At 44.8% G+C, this 18,548-nt stretch carries 17 protein-coding genes and 2 pseudogenes; 16 read left to right on the top strand and 3 right to left on the bottom strand.

Features of this window, described 5'->3' with window-relative positions; all coding sequences use genetic code 11:
- Positions 1 to 176 precede the first annotated feature (176 nt).
- Both EAL2_RS13735 and EAL2_RS13730 read left to right on the top strand, forming a co-directional pair.
- Complete coding sequence (locus EAL2_RS13735) at positions 177 to 1,565, top strand: aminotransferase-like domain-containing protein (protein ID WP_025436930.1); 1,389 nt, start codon at positions 177 to 179, stop codon at positions 1,563 to 1,565.
- A gap of 131 nt (positions 1,566 to 1,696) precedes the next feature.
- The gene (locus EAL2_RS13730) at positions 1,697 to 2,203 is read left to right on the top strand and encodes a hypothetical protein (RefSeq protein ID WP_025436929.1); all 507 of its coding nucleotides are present in this window, start codon (positions 1,697 to 1,699) and stop codon (positions 2,201 to 2,203) included.
- A 100-nt stretch (positions 2,204 to 2,303) separates the two neighbouring features.
- On the opposite strand, the pseudogene EAL2_RS16040 reads toward EAL2_RS13730, so the two are convergent.
- Positions 2,304 to 2,468, bottom strand: a pseudogene (locus tag EAL2_RS16040) (ATPase); the annotation flags it as partial.
- A 121-nt stretch (positions 2,469 to 2,589) separates the two neighbouring features.
- Here EAL2_RS16040 and EAL2_RS13725 point away from each other — a divergent pair.
- From EAL2_RS13725 to EAL2_RS13700, 6 genes are all read left to right on the top strand, one after another.
- A complete protein-coding gene (locus tag EAL2_RS13725; protein ID WP_025436928.1) occupies positions 2,590 to 2,766 on the top strand; it encodes an indolepyruvate ferredoxin oxidoreductase subunit alpha in 177 nt (58 codons plus the stop codon).
- Between the two features lie 196 nt (positions 2,767 to 2,962).
- Positions 2,963 to 3,844, top strand: coding sequence for a patatin-like phospholipase family protein (locus EAL2_RS13720; RefSeq protein WP_025436927.1), 882 nt, complete (start codon positions 2,963 to 2,965; stop codon positions 3,842 to 3,844).
- Between the two features lie 246 nt (positions 3,845 to 4,090).
- Positions 4,091 to 4,582, top strand: a complete 492-nt coding sequence (locus EAL2_RS13715; protein ID WP_025436926.1) for a CarD family transcriptional regulator — start codon at positions 4,091 to 4,093, stop codon at positions 4,580 to 4,582.
- A 221-nt stretch (positions 4,583 to 4,803) separates the two neighbouring features.
- On the top strand, positions 4,804 to 5,583 hold the full coding sequence (locus EAL2_RS13710; protein WP_025436925.1) for a S8/S53 family peptidase: 780 nt from the start codon (positions 4,804 to 4,806) through the stop codon (positions 5,581 to 5,583).
- A gap of 28 nt (positions 5,584 to 5,611) precedes the next feature.
- Positions 5,612 to 7,096 (top strand): TrkH family potassium uptake protein, encoded by a 1,485-nt coding sequence (locus EAL2_RS13705; protein WP_025436924.1) that lies wholly within the window; start codon positions 5,612 to 5,614, stop codon positions 7,094 to 7,096.
- A gap of 17 nt (positions 7,097 to 7,113) precedes the next feature.
- Positions 7,114 to 7,782, top strand: a complete 669-nt coding sequence (locus tag EAL2_RS13700; protein ID WP_025436923.1) for a potassium channel family protein — start codon at positions 7,114 to 7,116, stop codon at positions 7,780 to 7,782.
- Between the two features lie 56 nt (positions 7,783 to 7,838).
- Here EAL2_RS13700 and EAL2_RS13695 read toward each other — a convergent pair whose 3' ends face one another.
- A complete protein-coding gene (locus EAL2_RS13695) occupies positions 7,839 to 8,468 on the bottom strand; it encodes a phosphoribosyltransferase (protein ID WP_025436922.1) in 630 nt (209 codons plus the stop codon).
- A 207-nt stretch (positions 8,469 to 8,675) separates the two neighbouring features.
- Here EAL2_RS13695 and EAL2_RS13690 point away from each other — a divergent pair, with 207 nt between their 5' ends.
- The 5 genes and pseudogenes from EAL2_RS13690 to nspC all read left to right on the top strand — a co-directional run bounded on the left by EAL2_RS13690 (position 8,676) and on the right by nspC (position 13,267).
- Positions 8,676 to 9,200 (top strand): hypothetical protein, encoded by a 525-nt coding sequence (locus EAL2_RS13690; RefSeq protein WP_025436921.1) that lies wholly within the window; start codon positions 8,676 to 8,678, stop codon positions 9,198 to 9,200.
- A 169-nt stretch (positions 9,201 to 9,369) separates the two neighbouring features.
- Positions 9,370 to 9,549 (top strand): annotated as a pseudogene (locus EAL2_RS15255) (IS200/IS605 family transposase); the annotation flags it as partial.
- A 4-nt stretch (positions 9,550 to 9,553) separates the two neighbouring features.
- On the top strand, positions 9,554 to 10,648 hold the full coding sequence (locus tag EAL2_RS13685) for an RNA-guided endonuclease TnpB family protein (protein ID WP_025436920.1): 1,095 nt from the start codon (positions 9,554 to 9,556) through the stop codon (positions 10,646 to 10,648).
- Between the two features lie 261 nt (positions 10,649 to 10,909).
- Positions 10,910 to 12,127, top strand: a complete 1,218-nt coding sequence (locus tag EAL2_RS13680; RefSeq protein ID WP_025436919.1) for a saccharopine dehydrogenase family protein — start codon at positions 10,910 to 10,912, stop codon at positions 12,125 to 12,127.
- Positions 12,128 to 12,130: 3 nt separating this feature from the next.
- Positions 12,131 to 13,267 carry a carboxynorspermidine decarboxylase gene (gene nspC / locus EAL2_RS13675; protein WP_025436918.1) on the top strand — a complete coding sequence of 379 codons (1,137 nt, stop codon included), beginning with the start codon at positions 12,131 to 12,133 and terminating at the stop codon, positions 13,265 to 13,267.
- A 160-nt stretch (positions 13,268 to 13,427) separates the two neighbouring features.
- Here the strand turns inward: nspC and EAL2_RS13670 are convergent, their stop codons facing one another.
- Positions 13,428 to 15,017, bottom strand: a complete 1,590-nt coding sequence (locus EAL2_RS13670; protein WP_025436917.1) for an ABC-F family ATP-binding cassette domain-containing protein — start codon at positions 15,015 to 15,017, stop codon at positions 13,428 to 13,430.
- Between the two features lie 317 nt (positions 15,018 to 15,334).
- Between EAL2_RS13670 and EAL2_RS13665 the strand changes: the two genes are divergently transcribed.
- From EAL2_RS13665 to EAL2_RS13655, 3 genes are all read left to right on the top strand, one after another.
- Positions 15,335 to 15,865, top strand: coding sequence for a ferredoxin domain-containing protein (locus EAL2_RS13665; protein WP_025436916.1), 531 nt, complete (start codon positions 15,335 to 15,337; stop codon positions 15,863 to 15,865).
- Between the two features lie 18 nt (positions 15,866 to 15,883).
- Positions 15,884 to 16,519 (top strand): tRNA (guanosine(46)-N7)-methyltransferase TrmB, encoded by a 636-nt coding sequence (trmB, locus tag EAL2_RS13660; RefSeq protein WP_025436915.1) that lies wholly within the window; start codon positions 15,884 to 15,886, stop codon positions 16,517 to 16,519.
- Positions 16,520 to 16,669: 150 nt separating this feature from the next.
- A complete protein-coding gene (locus tag EAL2_RS13655; protein WP_207641151.1) occupies positions 16,670 to 18,544 on the top strand; it encodes a putative bifunctional diguanylate cyclase/phosphodiesterase in 1,875 nt (624 codons plus the stop codon).
- The last annotated feature ends 4 nt before the right edge of the window (positions 18,545 to 18,548 follow it).

The following is an 18,548-nucleotide window of genomic DNA, read 5'->3' as shown; positions in this document are numbered from 1 at the left end:
TTAGGTTACCCTTTTTTAGGACAGCAACAAATCAAATATTTTTTCGTATTAACCGTTGACAATAACTAGCTGGTCTTGTTTTTAGATAATCATATTTTTTCAGTAATTATATCATTGTAAGTGTATGGCTTCAACGCTATAATTGTATGCAAGACAATTGTTTTAAGGAGGTTCATATGCCTGTGAATTCATTTGAAAATTATCCAATGTCCTGGAAACCTGACAAGAGACAATTTGGGTCTCCATTGTATCTATCCATTGCTAGTTCGTTAGAATACGATATACTTAATGGTTATCTCGCCCCCAACACAAAACTTCCGCCACAAAGAGAATTGGCGGATTACCTTGATATTAATCTAAGTACTATAACAAGAGCCTTTAAAATATGTGAAGCCAAAGGATTAATTTATGCTGTTATCGGGAGTGGAACCTTTGTTTCTCCTAATGCTGGAAATGCTATTTTCCTAGCGGACAACGATGCAAATAAAACCTATATCGAGATGGGCGTTATAAAGCCGCTTGATTGCTCTAACATATTAGTTGCAGAAGCCATTAAAAGCATTGCCAATAAAAATTATCTAGAAAAGCTATTGGATTACAGACATCCTTTAGGATGTCCTTATCACAGAATGACTGCAAAAAAATGGATGCAATGTTTCTCAATGGATGTATCCATTGAAAATATAGCTATAACCTCGGGGGGACAAAATTCCATTACACTGCTCTTAATTTCCATTTTTAATCCTGGTGATAAAATTGTAGTGGACACTTATACTTATCCCAATTTTATTGAATTAGCTAACATGTTAAATATTCAACTAATCCCTGTTGAAGCAGATGAATTAGGAATTATACCAGAACGATTAGATGTTGCTTGTAGTATGGGTAATATACAAGGACTATATATAAACCCCTCCTGCAGTAATCCTACTGCTGTAACTATGGATATGGCGCGCAGAATGGAAATTGCAGATGTGATAAAGAAGCATAAACTTATTCTAATGGAAGATGATATTTATTCTTTCCTTACTCCGCAAGGCTATTTACCAATATCACATTTTGTTCCAGAGCAGTTTATTTACATGCTAAGTATATCAAAGGCCTTAAGTTCTGGCATGAGAGTTGGATTCATAGGTTATGCAAATCAGTTTGTCGAAAAAATTACCAGAGGGATTTTCAATATAAATATAAAAACTTCCTCACTAAATGCAGAGATTATAGCCGAACTGATTAACACTGGAGTTGCCGATAAAATCATCATACAAAAAAAGGAAACTGCTAAAAAACGCAATGAACTATATCAACAATATTTTGGAATTGCAAATTCTCATGAAAATCCGCTAAGTTTTTTTCGTTGGCTTCCTCTGTGTCGAAAGTATCAAGGAAAGCAATTTGAACAAGATGCTTTGAAACATGGTATTCGCGTATATCATTCCTATCGATTCTTAACTGGGAAAGAGGAATCATCGCAATTTATTCGCATTTCGCTAACGTCTGTAGCAGACTTTCAAGAATTGGATAAGGGACTGCGAATACTTAATGATTTTCTACTCAAGTCAAAATGAAGACGACAAATAAAATAACTCGGGTGTCAGGCACGAACAAACGAACTTATCAAAGCGATAGAGACATTGAAGCTTAAATGCACAACATTCTACAAGCTTGCGAAACAATACAGCGAAGAGGAGGCCTAGGCATGGACAGGGAATCGGAAGAAATGACATTGCTTGAGATATTGCAGGAGCGAAAAGAAGAACTTGAACATATGATTGCAACTGGCCGCTCGGAGACGATGAAAAGACTCCAGGAACAGGAGCTTGCGGAAATATTGAATCAAATCGATCGGATTGCAGGGAGCAAAAGTATGCATAGTATCGATAAAGAGTATCTGGATTCACATAAATACATTGAAAAGATCCGTCTATTTTTAGAGAAAGAGTACGGCGGCAGTGCCCAAGATCCGATTGTTCAGAATGAATCCTACAGCAATAACACGCATGAAAAGAGCGAATGCTATAGGTCTTTCTTGTTTATTTGTGTCCAGGGAGAGCAACAGGACGATGTTAAGTCTTTCTATGTTAGCTATGACTATTCTATCCATACAGATACAGGCACAGTCTACGAGAGCTTTGAGACATACAGACATAGCGAAACTGTATATCTGCAATCTCCAGACGGTGAAAAGCACATCAAGGTTTTTTAATAATTATTTACTGAATCGCAATGAGATTTTGACGTGCGATGTCCGAATAATAATTAATTGTTTATATTGATTAAAGCAACAACCATGATGACAATTACTGTTAGTTCCAATCATCAGCCAGAAGAAATTCACGGATGTTCCGGTGCTTTATGCCGTCTCTGCTCATATCGAACTCATCATATGACACAACATACTTGGGGAAGTTATCCCTAATATTATTGTAGGCCCCAAATTCACGCCGGATGGTCTCTTCGGAAGCCTGGAGAAGAATTTCAGTTTTCTCGGAGGCATTACTTCATACCACTTTATATCGCAGGAAAATAAAATGATTGCATAATCTGTTTTGCGGTATATATGCCATAGAAAGAATATGGGAGGTGTAATGAATGGCGTACAGAATTAACGATGACGAGTGCATAGCTTGTGGAGCATGCCAGCCGGTATGTCCAGTAGAGTGCATATCTGAAAAAGAAGACGGAAAAAGACTTATCGACGAGGATAAGTGCATAAGCTGCGGAGCTTGTGCAGGTGTTTGCCCGGTGAGCTGCATTTCAGAAGTATAATTTTTTTATAAGCAAAAATCAAGGGAGCTGGAGTCTTATTATAGACCTCCGGCTTTCTTTTTTTTAGCTTATTTCACCTGGAATTCCGGGCATAATGGTTTACAAATTGCTGTAATATGGCGTACGATATAAATAATGTTGTTGCAATCTGAATGACTGTGATACTACCTTACAAGAAAAACGGAGCGTAAAATATATGGAACTAATAAGCAATGTCAAGGACACAGCTCTCATATTCGAAGGTGGCGGGATGAGGGCAAGCTATACTGCGGGTTTTTTGAACAATCTCCTTGAAAATGAAATATACTTCGACTATGTTGCCGGGATATCGGCAGGGGCAAGCAGCAGCGTCAATTATATTGCCCGGGACACAGTGCGGGCCAAGAGGTCTTTTGTGGACCTTGTCTTGGAGCCGGATTTTGGCGGTTGGAGGTCGTTTCTTAAGGGAGAGGGTTTCTTCCGCTCGCAGTACATATACGAGGAGACCGCATATCCCGATGCGCCGCTGCCGCTTGATTTCAATGCATTCATGGCTAATCCGGCGAAACTTAGGATAGGGGCATTCGAGCGGAGCACTGGGGAGATGGTGTACTATTCCAAGGATGATATTCATACAATGCAGGATCTTATGAAGATTGTCAGAGCCTCGTCATCCATGCCAATATTCATGCCGCCAACCCATTTCAGAGGCCGTTGCTTCGTGGACGGAGGCATCAGTGGTGGCATCGCGCTTGACATAGCCAAGAGGGACGCCTGCAAAAAGTTTTTCGTAGTTCTGACTCGGCCAAAGGGCTACAGAAAGACTCCTGCACAATTCAAGGGATTCATAAAGGCATATTATCGTAAGCATCCTCTTGTTGCAGAGGCTATGCTGACACGCCATACAGCCTACAATGAAACGCTTGATGAGCTGGAGCAGCTTCAAAGCGAGGGCAAGGCTTTCCTTGTGTATCCTGACGTTATGCCGGTGTCAAACCGCGAAATCAATTATGAAAAGCTTACTGAAAGCTATAGAATGGGCTATTCACAGGGCAGGCGCGATGTGCACAGATGGAAAGAATTTCTTGAGTTAGACTAGTAGTTGATGATAAAAAAGCAAAACGAGAAATTACGAAAAAACGCTGTATTCCCAGCTTTGGGGGTGCGGCCTTTTTTATGGATAAAAAAAGATTGTCAGATAAAAAAATTCGTGTGATATATATGTGTTATAATTAGATATACGATGAAAGTTTGGATTAGATGAATCAGGTTGTCCAAGCTATATTTTTTTGCATAGATGGATACATGAAATGTTTTTGGTGCTATGAAGCAAGGAGGAATTTTTATGTTCAAGGTGAATGATTATGTTATGTATGGTTCTATGGGAGTGTGCAAGGTCATAGGTATAAGTAAAGAAAAGTATATAGATGGTGAGGAAATCGAATGTTATGTTCTGCAAACCATTTACAAGAATACGATGACTATAAAGACCCCGGTGAATAATCCGAAAGTATTGATGAGAGAAGTCATGACAAAAGACGATGTCTTATCATTGATGGATATTATGGCAAAAACAGAAACAGTCTGGATAGAAGACGACAGACAAAGAAGTGCAAATTTTAAAGCGGCTCTGAAAACTGGAAAAAGCGAAGATTGCATGCTGATTATCAAAGCTATGTATCAAAAGAAAGAAAATGCTACCGGCAGCAAGAAACTAAGGAAGATGGATGAAGACATTCTAAAAGCCGCTGAAAAACAATTGTACGAAGAGTTTGCAATAGCTCTTGACATTCAACCTGAAGAAGTTGTTCCTTACATCCTCAATCGCATTTCATAGATGCTATAAGTATAATATTTAGTTATGTTCGTGATGAATAATTTTATTCCATAAAAAAGCTATGTCCTCGATTTTGAGAACATAGCTTTTTTAGTTGGCTTGATTGGTAGTCCATCTGTGGAGGAATTTATCGACAGCGGCTGTAATAAGTTGCTGCTGTTATACCATTTACAGTAATTATGATATATAATTTTAATATAAATAATACAAGGATGGTTTCTATGAAGAACGAACATTTGCTTGAAGGGCTTATAAAAGCCGAAAACAGGCTTAACATAACCAGCTGGCTGCAGCGAGGCATAGACGGAAAGGGCGTCAAATGCGGAGTTTTGGGCTTTGACGAGGGCTCCCACCACAACGGCGAATGGCAGATTCAATACAACACTGGCATTGAGCTCATCGTATACGACGTCATGGGAGAGATGAGCTTTGAGGAGGCGCTCGGGAGGGCGCACGAGGACGACGTGGATGTAATAGTATGCGCCATCAGAAAGAGCAGCTGGAACGCCGAGCTTGAAGCTCTCTCCAGAAGGCTCTACGAAAAGGGCGTTATAATGATTAATTCAAGCCACAACGAGGGGCGGGAGATTGACGCGTTCCCGGCGCTGAGCGCGTACTGGTTTGCAGTGGGCGAGTACGTGGAGAGGTTGAATTCAAAATCGGGCGACAGCGGCTACGGCGACAAGCTGGATTTTCTTATGTATTCGAACATGCCCAACATGAACAGGAGGGGCGACTACATCTCCATTTCGCACACATCGGGCTGTCTCGGGCTTAGCGGAAAAATAGCCTGTCTGCTCAAAGCTTATTTGGGAAGGGGTTTCGGGCCGGAAGGCTTCAGAAAATACTTTCAGCACTACTGCGACAGGCTGGGAAGAGAGGGCAGAAGCTGCGAGACTGGCTGGGGACTTCTCATGCTGCCAAAGGAGCCAGAAGCTGTCAGTGTCAAATTTGAAAAGATACCAAGGAGAAGGCTCTGGTTTTGGAAAAGAGCTAGATGATAATACTTAATGTTGTTGGGAGATTGTGATGGCAAAGAGTCTTAAATTCATGGAGGTTACAAAAATAATAAGCCTGCTGGTGATAACTATGGGAATAATTCTCTTGCTGCCGCTAGCTGCGTCCTTCTACTATGGGGAGATGGGCTCTGAGGTTGCTTTCGGACTGCCTTCGCTCGTATCGTTTGCAGCGGGAGGCGCTGGCTATGCTATCACAAGGCGATCCCATGTGAAGCTTGACATAGCATCGAGCATGCTCCTTTGTTTCTTTGGATGGCTTGCAGCATCGGTTGTGGGCGCAGCGCCGTACATGTTGGCGCTCGACAAGGGCTTTATCGATGCTTTGTTTGAATCGGCAAGCGGCTTTACTACGACGGGGGCTACGGTTCTTACAGGACTTGAGAGTATGCCGAAGGGGATACTTGTATGGCGGTGTCTGACTCAATGGGTGGGTGGCATTGGTATTCTTATGTTCTTCCTGCTCATAACATATAAAAGCGAGTCTGACCTTTGGCGCCTTTTCGATGCTGAAAGCCACAAGACCAGGTATTCGAGGCCTGTGCCCAATGTGTACAGCACGGTAAGAATTCTGTGGACCATATATGTGGGCCTTACGGTGGCGCTTGCCATGATACTCCCACTTTTCGGGGTGTCAGTGTTCGACAGTATACTCCACAGCCTCACGACAATAGCAACCGGGGGTTTCTCGCCGTACGACCAGAGCGTGAACCAGTTTAGTATGATTGAGGGCGTGGATTTCAAAGCCGTAGAATACATAATAACTTTTTTCATGTTTATAAGCGGAATAAACTTCCTTTTGCATTACAAGCTCTTCGCCAGCGGGGAAGGGGAATATGCAAAAAACCACGAGTTCAACCTGTATGCGGTGATGATCGCACTCTTCACCCTTGTAATATTCATCGAGTCCGCATTTGTGGTAAGACCGGCAGGAGCAGGCTTTGAGGAAATATTCAGAAAAGCCCTCTTCCAGGTTGTTTCGCTTATAACCTCAACTGGTTTTTCGACCGAATACATAGGCTCGAGCTATTTCGGATATGGAGCCAAGCAGCTATTTCTTGTGCTTATGCTGGTTGGGGGCTGCGTGGGCTCGACCTCGGGCGGTCTCAAGGTTGTCAGGCTTTCAATACTCGGCAAGCTTTTCACGAGGGAAATAAAAAAGATTGCCATGCCAAGAGGGGCGGTGCTTCCCGTCACGATTGACAAGCTTCCTGTCGGCGCGGATGAGATATTCAGGGTTTCGGCCATACTTTTCGGCTGGATAGGGATGATATTTGCAGGTTCTCTTCTGACCAGCTTTTTTTCGGACCTGAATATGGTCGAGTCGATTTCGGGAATGCTGTCTGCCGTGAGCAACATGGGGCCGATGTACTTTGGGGTGGAGAAGATGGCCTCGCTATCTCCTGTAATCAAGCTCACTTACATACTGGGTATGATTTCAGGAAGGCTAGAGATTTTGCCGATATTCATACTTGTTTCTATGAAGTACAGATTTTAGTTTGCAAGGAGGGTTTAATGTATATTGTAATTGCAGGCGGGGGGATAGTGGGTTCGAGCATAGCGGCTCAGCTGTCAAGGGAGCACAGCGTTGTTGTTATTGACAGTGACCGCGAGCTTTGCGAAAAGATATACTCAACTTACGGGATAATAAGCATATGCGGCGACACTTCAAAGATTGAGACGCTAAGGGATGCAGGCATGGAAAAGTGTGACATAGCAATAGCGGCCATGAGGAATGACGCGACAAACCTCGTATTTGCCTTGCTGGCAAGGGATCTTGGAGCCAGGGAGGTATTTGCCAGAATGAGCAACCCTGAGTATGAGCACGCTTACAAGGTGGCTGGTGCTACAAACATAGTCTCTGGGATAGACATGCTAGTCGACAAATTCGTTATGGACATAAAACAGCCCGACATCAGGCGTTTGGCATCACTGGGCGAGGGTAAGGCGGAGATTTCCATAGTGGCCGTGCCCATAGTGGCTGCATGTTCCGGAAAGACTGTGCAGGAGATAGCACTAGACAGCAGCTTTCCGAAGGATTGCGTCATAGCCGGCATATACGACGTTGAGGGCGACAAGCTTGTGATACCGCGCGGTGAGGCCAGGCTATATTCCTCAAACCAGGTGTTCATTGTGGCGCCCAGGGACAGCATGGTCAAGGCGGCAAAGTATATAAGAAAATAGGTATGGCATGAAAAGCCAATTATAATATTATAACAAGGAGCGGTTTTCACTTGTGCCTATTTCTTGTTTGCAAGCCTCAGGAGCTCTATGACCTCCGAGTCGCTCACCTGGCGGAAGTCGTAGTAGTACGAGCCCACGGCGCCCAGGTAGTACGCAGGTATGTCGAGGCACACAAGGCGGTCTACCATTTTTGAAAGCTTGGCGGCTGTGTCATCTGGGGAGACGGGAACGGCAGCTATCAGAAGCTTTGGCTTTTGCAGCCTGATCTCCTCTATGGCCGATTGTATAGTAAGCCCCGTGGCTATGCCGTCGTCTATTATTATGGCAGTCTTGCCCTCGGGAGATATCCATGGAGCTGGATAAGTGCTTTTCCTTCGCTGTATTTCCTTTCTTTGCTTTGATATTTCGTATTCGAGCCAGTGTTTTTCCATCTTCCTGGTTTCATGCTCGTTGCATATGGCCGGAGCGTTCTCCGAGACCGCGCATATGGCGTATTCGGGCGAGAACGGGTGTCCTATTTTTCGGGTGACTACAAGATCGAGCGGGCAGCCCAGCAGTTTTGCAACCTCATAGCCTAGAACGACTCCTCCTCGAGGAAGGGCGTATACCACCGTGTCTTCTCCCTCGTACTCAAGCAGCTTCTCTGCGAGCAGTCTGCCGGCATGGGATCTATCATTGTACATCATATATATCACTCCTCGGAAATGATTTGCTGTTCCACTATATACATATATTATTTCCAATATTGATGCTGAAAACTCAAAAATATAGATGACTGAGCTCAAACAGGGACAATAATATGGCCAAGCACACGTATATATAGTATTATCAAGTTATAGAGCCTGTAAGAATTATAGGCAGCTACATATTACCGAACCAGGGGGGATGATTTTTTGAATTCTGTATTTCCGTTCATAAGCATCATAATATTTCCGATTGTACTAATAATATCAATAATATTCCTGATACTCATAGTGAAGCTTGCAAATAAGGCGATAAGGGCTCTGGACATATACATAGAGAAAAATGGAGCTCAGCCGTCATATGTCCCGAAAGAGGACAAGGGCCATTCGATATTCAATCTGGATATGCTTGACAGGACAGGAGAAGAGGAAAGCGAGAATGGAGAAGAGCTGGAGCTGCAGGAGAGAGCAGAAGGCAGAGCGGAGAAGATATACTCGACAAGCCTGAGGAAGTTCCACATAGTAGTGGGCGGAATAAGGGACAAGGATGTGGAGAGGCAGAGCCTTGAAGTACTCGGGAAGTTCATACCATCTGAGGCAGTCAAGATGACGGAGGACGGTTTCATAGTGGAGGTTCCAATACAGACGATACCTGCCATAATCAGGAGCTTTTCGCAAAAGAGCATATCGCTGTATACAGTGGCGCCAATAGAGGACGGCAGCGCCCTTCAATAAGCGGCAATTGAATTAAACAGTATACCGGGCTTGGAAACAGGCTTTGGATACTGTTTTTTTATGTATTATATTTGAAACAGGAATATTGGGTATCAATATTTTGTGGACTGCTTTTGTTTACCGTAAAAGCGCCGTAAAGCCCCTGGCTTTAGATATGGGGATATAAGGCAAACTGATTAAAGCTATTAAAGGTAGATCATCCAGAATACTAAGAAAGGAGTTTCCATCACTAACAACTAAACTTCCGACGCTGTGGACTAATTCTTATTTTGTTTCGACTGTCGGTGGTGCTCCGATAGCGGTAATCAAGCAATACATTGAAAGCCAAAAGACTTCTCAGAGGAGGTGATATCATGCAAGTAACCGCACAAATAAAACTGTTGCCAACCAAGGAGCAGGGAGCTTTGCTTAATAAGACGCTACAAGAGTATATTGATACTGCAAATAGCATAGTAAGCGGTTACCTAGAGGATGCTGATGCAAGATACACATCCAAGAGCGTCAACGCCGAGCTTCCGAGCGCCCTGAAGAATCAAGTCATTCAGGATGCAAAAAGCATATTCAAAAAATACTCCAAAGCGTTGAAAGCTAGCAGTAAAAAAGACGCTTCCATACAAAAGGAAATCAAAGTGCCTGTGCTGAAAAAGCCAGTGGCAATATGGAACAACCAAAACTATGCTGTGAAGCTTGGCTATATGTCGTTCCCTGTCTGGAATAACGGCAAATCAACTCGGATTATCGTAAAAGCCATAATAACTGACTACCAAGCTAGTCTTTTGTTGAGTAAGCTTGGCACGATGAGGATAACCAAGAAGTCTGGCAAGTACATCGCACAGATAGCTGTGACAGTCGAAGAAGCGCCATCCGCTGGCTGTCAAGTTACCGGAGTCGACCTTGGTTTGAAAATACCTGCAGTAGCTGTAACCGAAGATAGCAAGGTTAGGTTTTTCGGCAATGGCCGTCAAAATAAGTTTGTCAAACGTAAGTTCCGCTCCATGCGCAAGAATCTCGGCAAATCTAAAAAGCTCTGTGCCATCAAGAAAATGAACAACAAGGAGCAGCGTTGGATGCGCGACAAAGACCACAAGATAAGTCGCCAGATTGTTAACTTCGCCAAAGAAAACAACGCTTCGGTAATCCGACTTGAGAAACTATCTGGCATTCGCCAGACGGCAAGAACAAGCCGTAAAAACGAAAAGAACCTGCACACGTGGAGCTTCTATCGGTTGGCACAATTCATCGAGTATAAGGCACGACTTGAAGGTATCCTGGTCGAATATGTAGACCCCAGATATACAAGCCAAACATGCCCTGCGTGCAATACTCGCAACCATGCCGTCGACAGAAAGTATAAGTGCTCGTGCGGATTTACAGCTCATAGAGACATACTGGGTGCAAGAAACATAATATCTGCACCTGTAGCGGATGGTAACAGTCCGCTAGCCTAAGCTGCTACATGCACTGGCTTAGGACGGGCTAATGGCATAGCCCCTAACTCAGGGTCATACTGGCATACCAGAAATGGACTTGCTTTTAATCACCTGAGAATCCCCTGGCTTTAGCCATGGAGAGTGTCAACATTAGTATACAGGCGATGAAAATATATTTGCATCGGGCGCTGTTTTTACACAATATGTATTGATTATTTAGAGCATTTTCTATATAATCACATTTGTGTTGTTTATCAAAAGATAATAGGAGGTAATGATATGGGTAAAGCTTTGATTATTGGAGCTGGTGGCGTTGCTAACGTTGTTGTTCACAAATGCTGTCAGAATCCAGACGTTTTTGAGGAAATTTGTATAGCCAGCAGAACTTTGGCAAAATGCGACGCCATAAAAGCAAGTGTAGCCAATGTTGCAGGAGGGCGCACAAAAGTAGAAACTGCCCAGTTGGATGCTGACAATACCGATATGATAATAGACCTGATTAAGAGCTACAAGCCTGATATTGTAATCAACGTTGCTCTTCCATATCAGGACCTTACAATAATGGACGCATGCCTTGCTACAGGTGTTGACTATCTGGACACTGCAAACTACGAGCCGCCTGAGATTCCTAAATTCGAATACAAATGGCAGTGGGCATACAGGGAGAAATTTGAAAAGGCCGGCATAACAGGTCTTCTTGGAAGCGGTTTTGACCCTGGCGTTACAAGCATATTCTGCGCATACGCTCAAAAGCACTATTTCGATGAAATACATTATATAGATATACTAGACGCCAATGCAGGCGACCACGGATATCACTTTGCTACTAACTTCAACCCGGAAATAAACATACGTGAAATCACTGCTCCAGGCAGCTACTGGGAGAACGGAGCTTGGGTTGAGACTGAGCCGCTTGAAATAAAGAAGGTTTACAACTTCCCAGAACTGGGAGAAAAGGATATATACCTGCTTCACCACGAGGAAATAGAGTCTCTTGCCATAAACATAAAGGGAGTTAAGAAAATAAGATTCTGGATGACTTTCTCAGAAAAATACCTGACTCACCTTCGTGTGCTTGAGAACGTTGGGATGACTTCTATAGAGCCTATCGATTTCGAAGGCCAAAAGATAGCCCCTATACATTTCCTAAAGGCTGTGCTTCCTGATCCGGCTTCGCTTGGACCAAGAACTAAGGGAAAGACTAATATAGGCTGCATAATACAGGGGATAAAAGACGGAAAGCCAAGAACATATTATGTATACAATATTTGCGACCACGAAAAGTGCTACGAGGAAGTAGGCTCACAGGCTATATCATACACAACAGGCGTGCCTGCAATGATAGGAGCTATGCTTATGCTTAAGGGCATATGGAAGAAGCCGGGCGTATTCAACGTTGAAGAGTTCGATCCAGATCCATTCATGGAGGCGCTTAACAAGCATGGCCTTCCATGGCAGGAGAGCTTCTCGCCAACACTTCTTGACGAGGAACTGTAGAATATGGGAATAGATTTCAAGGCTTTGCCATCGCCGTGCTACATCGTCGACGAAAGGCTGCTTAAAAAGAACCTGGAAGTGCTTGACTATGTCCAAAAGGAGACAGGCTGCAAGATACTCCTTGCGCAAAAGGGATTTTCGATGCACGCGGTATATCCGCTTGTGGGAGAATACCTGCACGGGGTGACCTCCAGCTCGCTTTTTGAAGCCAAACTCGGCTATGAGAAGATGGGAAAGGAAGTCCACGTGTATGCGCCGGCGTATATTGACGGAGAATTCGACGAGCTGATGAAATGCAGCGATCACATCGTGTTCAACTCATTCAGCCAGTGGAACAAGTTCAAGGACAGGATTAAGAGCAATCCGAAGAAAATAGGCTGCGGGCTCAGAGTGAATCCTGAATACTCTGAAATCACAACGCCTATATATGATCCTTGCTATGCGAATTCGAGGCTTGGAATTACGCTTGCGAATTTCAAACCCGAAGAGCTCGAGGGCATCGAAGGGCTTCACTTCCACACAATGTGCGAGCAGAACTCAGACGTGCTCGAGCGCACAATAAAGGTCGTGGATGAAAAGTTCGGGCGCTACATCAAGAACATGAAGTGGCTCAACATGGGCGGGGGCCACCACATAACAAGGCCTGACTACGACATAGAGGCGCTTATACGTTCTATTATGTACTTCAAGGATAAGTATGGAATTGAGATATATCTTGAGCCGGGCGAGGCTGTAGCGCTCAATACAGGCTATCTGGTGTCAGAGGTGCTCGACATTGTCGACAACGGCATGCAGATAGGCATACTTGACGCATCAGCGGCATGTCACATGCCTGACGTGCTCGAGATGCCTTACAGGCCTAACATAATTGGCGCCGGAATGCCGGGTGAGTACGATTACACCTACAGGTTCGGCGGCAACACATGTCTTGCCGGTGACATAATAGGCGACTATTCGTTCAAGGAGCCTCTAAAGATTGGCGACAGGCTGGTGTTCTGCGACATGGCCCACTACACTATGGTCAAAAATAACATGTTCAACGGCGTCAACCTGCCATCCATTGCGCTCTACAGCGAGGAGGAAGGCATAAAGGTAATCAAGCAGTTCGCTTTCGAGGACTACATGAACAGGCTGTCTTAATGCAGTTTTGAGCCAGCATTTAATTTAATGAAAAATAAAGAAAAAAGGAAAGTTTTTCAATGCATAAATAGCGTTGAAAGCTTTCCTTTTTTATTTGGTCAACGAAAAAACGGGCCTGCCGCTTAAGCGCGACAAGCCCGCATTCTCTATAGTTATTGTATTACTGATATCTGAACTCAAGATACTCGTCGTATGGCATCATCTTGTCAATTACGCCATCAGGAGTGATCTCTATTATCCTGTTTGCAACAGTCTGTATGAACTGGTGGTCGTGCGAAGTGAAGAGTATTACGCTCTTGTAGTCGCTAAGACCGTTGTTGACAGCCGTTATCGACTCAAGATCGAGGTGGTTTGTCGGCTGGTCAAGCAAGAGCACGTTTGCGCTGCTCAGCATCATTCTTGAGAGCATGCACCTTACCTTTTCTCCTCCTGAAAGGACCTTGGCCTGTTTGAGGGCCTCTTCGCCAGAGAACAGCATCCTGCCCAGGAAGCCTCTCAGGTAAGTTTCCGACTTCTCTTCAGAGAACTGTCTCATCCAGTCAACAAGGCTGAGGTCGCAGTCGTTGAAGAACTCGGAGTTGTCCTTTGGAAGATAAGCAGTAGTTATTGTAACTCCCCACTTGAAGCTTCCGCTGTCCGGCTCCATTTCGCCCATTAGTATCTTGAAAAGAGTAGTGTTCACTATCTCGTTTTCGCCGACGAACGCTATCTTGTCGTCCTTCATTACTGTGAAGCTCACATTGTCGAGTATCTTTTCGCCGTCGATAGTCTTTGAAAGTCCCTCGACAAACAGTATGTCGTTTCCAACTTCCCTCTCAGGAGTGAAGCCTACGAAAGGATATTTCCTGCTTGAAGGCTGTATGTCGTCTATTGTTATCTTGTCGAGCAGTTTCTTACGCGATGTCGCCTGCTTCGATTTCGAGGCGTTGGCGCTGAAACGCGCTATGAATTCCTGGAGCTGCTTAACCTTTTCTTCCTTCTTCTTGTTCTGGTCTTTCATCAGCTGGAATGCAAGCTGGCTTGACTCGTACCAGAAGTCGTAGTTGCCCACATAGAGCTTTATCTTTCCAAAGTCAACATCGGCCATATGCGTACAGACCTTGTTGAGGAAGTGTCTGTCGTGGGATACTACTATTACTGTGCCCTCGAAGTTTATAAGGAATTCCTCGAGCCATTTTATTGATTTTATATCCAGGTGGTTTGTAGGCTCGTCGAGAAGAAGTATTCCCGGCTTGCCAAAAAGTGCCTGGGCTAGCAGAACCTTTACCTTTTCTCCGCCCGAAAGCTCGGAAACGTTCTTGAAGTGCAAATCAGTGCCTATTCCAAGTCCCTGAAGCAGGTAGCTTGCGTCTGATTCCGCCTCCCAGCCGTTCATTTCTGCAAACTCGTGCTCGAGCTCTGCAGCCTTTATTCCGTCTTCGTCAGTGAAGTCGGCCTTGGCATATATTTCGTCCTTTTCCTTCATTATCTCATAGAGTCTCTGGTTGCCCATTATGACTGTCTCGATAACCGGGAAATTGTCGTACTGGTAGTGGTCCTGCTTAAGCACGGAAACACGCATGCCCGACTGTACGCTTACTTCACCTGTGCTTGGTTCTATCTCGCCTGAGAGTATTCTCAGGAAAGTACTCTTTCCAGCTCCATTGGCGCCTATTACACCGTAGCAGTTGCCAGGATTGAATTTTATGTTTACATCGTTGAAAAGTTTTCTTCCTCCGAACATGAGGCTTACATTTGATACATTAATCAATTTATATTACCTTCCTCTACTAAAATATATTAAATTATTAACCATAGGTATTATAACACATTAACGCTTCCTTGTTCATACAAATAAGAAATATTGTTTACATAATTTGCATTGTGAATATTGGAAGGGGTATAAATCAGAATGGGCCACGTGATTTTAAGGAAAATCAGGGGCGGGCGCGGGCGGAAATTTGCTGCAATAGCCTGAATCGGCCCGTCTTGTGTGGTATAATAGCATGAGAAAAAGAATGGTTTGGAAGCAGCGCCACATAAAATTGAAATAATAAAATAACATAGTAGTGAATAGGAGGTATCGGTATGATATACAGATCTATTGACGCTGAAAAAAGCGCTATACTCGACACTGCCAACAGGATGTGCGCGGCTGCGCGCACGGCTCCAAAGGGCAGGGGAGTGGACAACCTGGTTGCTATGGTTGTGACGGGAGAGGAAAAGGACATGCTTGCCAACGAGATGGACATAATAGGGAAGAGGGAGAATGTTGCCTTTTTTGTGCGCGATGCGCAAAACGTCAGGGACTCGGAGGCTGTAGTTCTGCTTGGCACAAGGCTCTCACAAAGGGGAGTTCCATACTGCGGCTACTGCGGATTTGAAAACTGCGCCAAGAGCAAGGCGGGCGGAGGCATATGCACCTTCGACGTGAATGATCTCGGGGTGGCGCTTGGCTCTGCCGCGGGCGTAGCGGCTGACTGCAGAGTGGACAGCAGGGTTATGTTTTCCATAGGCAAGGCGGCGCTTGCGCTCAACGTATTCGACGAGGACGTTAAGATAGTATACGGAATACCGCTTTCTGTCAGCGGAAAGAGCGTGTTTTTCGACAGAAAATAAAGTTGCAGGGAGATATAAATGAGGCACAGGAAAATAAAGGGCGCAAGGGAGATGCTGCTTGCGCATGAGGATTATGCAGTTGCAGAGGACGAGGCCATAGGCAAGGACTGGGATGAATTCTTTGGAGCTCAAAGGCCGCTGCATGTCGAGCTTGGTACGGGCAGGGGCAAGTTCATAACCGGTATGGCATCAAACTGCCCGGATGTGAACTTTATAGGAATAGAGCTCAAGGAGGAGGTCCTGCTGAGGGCTGTAAAGCGCGCCCGGGACAAGCAGCTCCACAATGTGGCGTTCATTGCTGGCAACGGCGCAAGGCTGATGGAATATTTCAAGGCCGGCAGTCTTGAGAGGATATACATAAACTTTTGCGATCCGTGGCCCAAAAACCGCCACTCAAAGAGAAGGCTTGTCCACCGGGGATTTCTTGAGATGTACAAGGAGATCCTCACGCAAAAGGGCGAGATACATTTCAAGACCGACAACGAGAAGCTGTTTGAGTTCGCGCTCAATGAATTTTCAGACAGCGGCTTCAGATTGAGGAATATTTCTCTCGATCTTCACTCCAGCGGCTTTGAGGGCAATGTGACCACTGAGTACGAGGAGCGCTTTGCGGCTCTGGGAATGAAAATATACAGGTGCGAGGCATATCTGTAGAAACTGAACACAAGTCAGTACGAAACCTTCGGAAATACTTTCTGGAGGTTTTGTACTTTAATGCGGTAAAATGTGTTTAGGAAAGCGTTCTCTGGATAACAATACATAATGATACTTTCTAATAATACGGCTGTAAGCAGCTTAGAAAAAATGGGTGTGGGTGAAGAAATGGACATACAAAGCGGATATAGGCTTAAAGACAAAGAAGAGTCGGTCGCATTGGATGGATTGCTATACGACGATGACAAATTGTATACGGCTATTTTTGAAAACAATGCTTTTGCAACAGGCATAAACGAATCAGCCCAGGTGATGAGCCTTGAAAAAGAGATTGAGCGGGAAAGGGCTTATTTTGCCCAGCTCTTTGAAAACTCGCCCGATGCCATAGTCATGCTCGACAGCCTGGACAGGGTCATAAAATGCAACAGATGCTTCGAGGAGCTGTTTGGATATACGACTGAAGAGCTTTACGGGGAATTCATAAACGACTACATATCGCCGCAGGAACTGAAATCAGAGGCCGAAGAGCTTTCGAACGCAGTGACGGCCGGAAGCATTGTCAAAAGAGAGACGCTGCGCCGCACCAGGAGCGGAAAAAATATAAACGTATTAGTTCAGGGACACCCGATAATGCACAGGGGCTTACAAACCGGAATATACGCCATATATACTGATATAACGGAAATTAAAAAGAGGGAAAGGCGCATAGAGAGGCTGGCGCTTAGGGACAGCCTCACCGGGCTTTACAACAGGGCGTTTTTCAGCGACAGTCTCAAAAAAGCTGCCAGAGAGGCAAAGCATGGAAGCAACTGCTTTTGCGTGATGTTCATAGACATTGACGACTTCAAAAAGATTAATGACAATCTGGGCCACGATTCCGGCGACATGGTGCTTAAAATTGCAGCAAGCAGGATAAGAAAATGTCTCGGAGAGGACGATGTAATAGCCCGAATGGGAGGAGATGAGTTTGTACTCCTGCTTAGAGACGTGGCATCAAGAAGCGAGGCAGCCGTAAAGGCTAAAAAAATAATAGACTCCTTCAAGAAACCAGTAAGGGTTTGCAGAAGGGAATGCCATGTGTCAATAAGCATGGGAATAACCCTATATCCGCAGGATGGCTGGGATTACAGCGAGATTGTAAGAAAAGCCGACATGGCCATGTACAGCTCCAAGAACGCAGGGAGCAGCGGCTTTCGCTTCTATGTGGAGTCCCTCTCCCAAAAATCCAGGGAGGAGTTCGAGATTGAAACGGGACTTAGGCATGCTCTATACAGGGGAGAGATGTTCATCAACTATCAGCCCATAATAGACAGTTCCAAAAACAGGATAGTGGGAGCTGAAGCGCTGCTTAGATGGCGCCACAGCGAGCGAGGGCTCATTCCGCCGGGCAGGTTCATACCTGTGGCAGAGAAAAAGGACATGATAGCCGGCTTGGGTGAATGGGTGCTGGAAAACACGTGCAGACAGATTAGAAGCTGGAACGACATGGGTATAAGGCTTGATTTTGTAGCTGTCAACATTTCGGTCAAGCAGCTGGAGGACAGGGAGTTTATTGAAAAGGTGAGGAGAATTGTAGAGCGAACGGGAATAGATCCGGACCAGCTTGAATTTGAGATAACAGAGAGCATATCGATGGATAATCTCAAAAACAGGCAAGGAGTGCTTAACGAGCTGGACAAAATGGGAATTAGGCTTGCCCTGGACGATTTCGGTACGGGCTTTTCGTCGCTTGGAAATCTCAAGAAGCTTGCCGTCAGCAAGCTCAAGATAGACAGGTCCTTCATAAGCGACATAAACCTCAATGAACACAACACGGCAATAGTCTCCACGATAATTGCCATAGCAAGGATACTCGGACTCAGCGTTGTGGCCGAAGGCGTTGAGACGAGAGAGCAGCTTGACTTTCTAAGGGGAGAAAGCTGTGATATGATACAAGGCTATTTTTTTAGTGTTCCTCTTTCAAAGTCTGATTTCGAAAAATTTGTGAAACTGCAAAGCAGCCCCGGCAGCACGGATATTATTTAACACC

The organism is Peptoclostridium acidaminophilum DSM 3953, from assembly GCF_000597865.1.
Lineage (GTDB): Bacteria > Bacillota > Clostridia > Peptostreptococcales > Peptostreptococcaceae > Peptoclostridium_A > Peptoclostridium_A acidaminophilum.
Note: the sequence above shows the minus strand (reverse complement) of the source record. Positions and strands in the feature narration are given on the sequence as shown.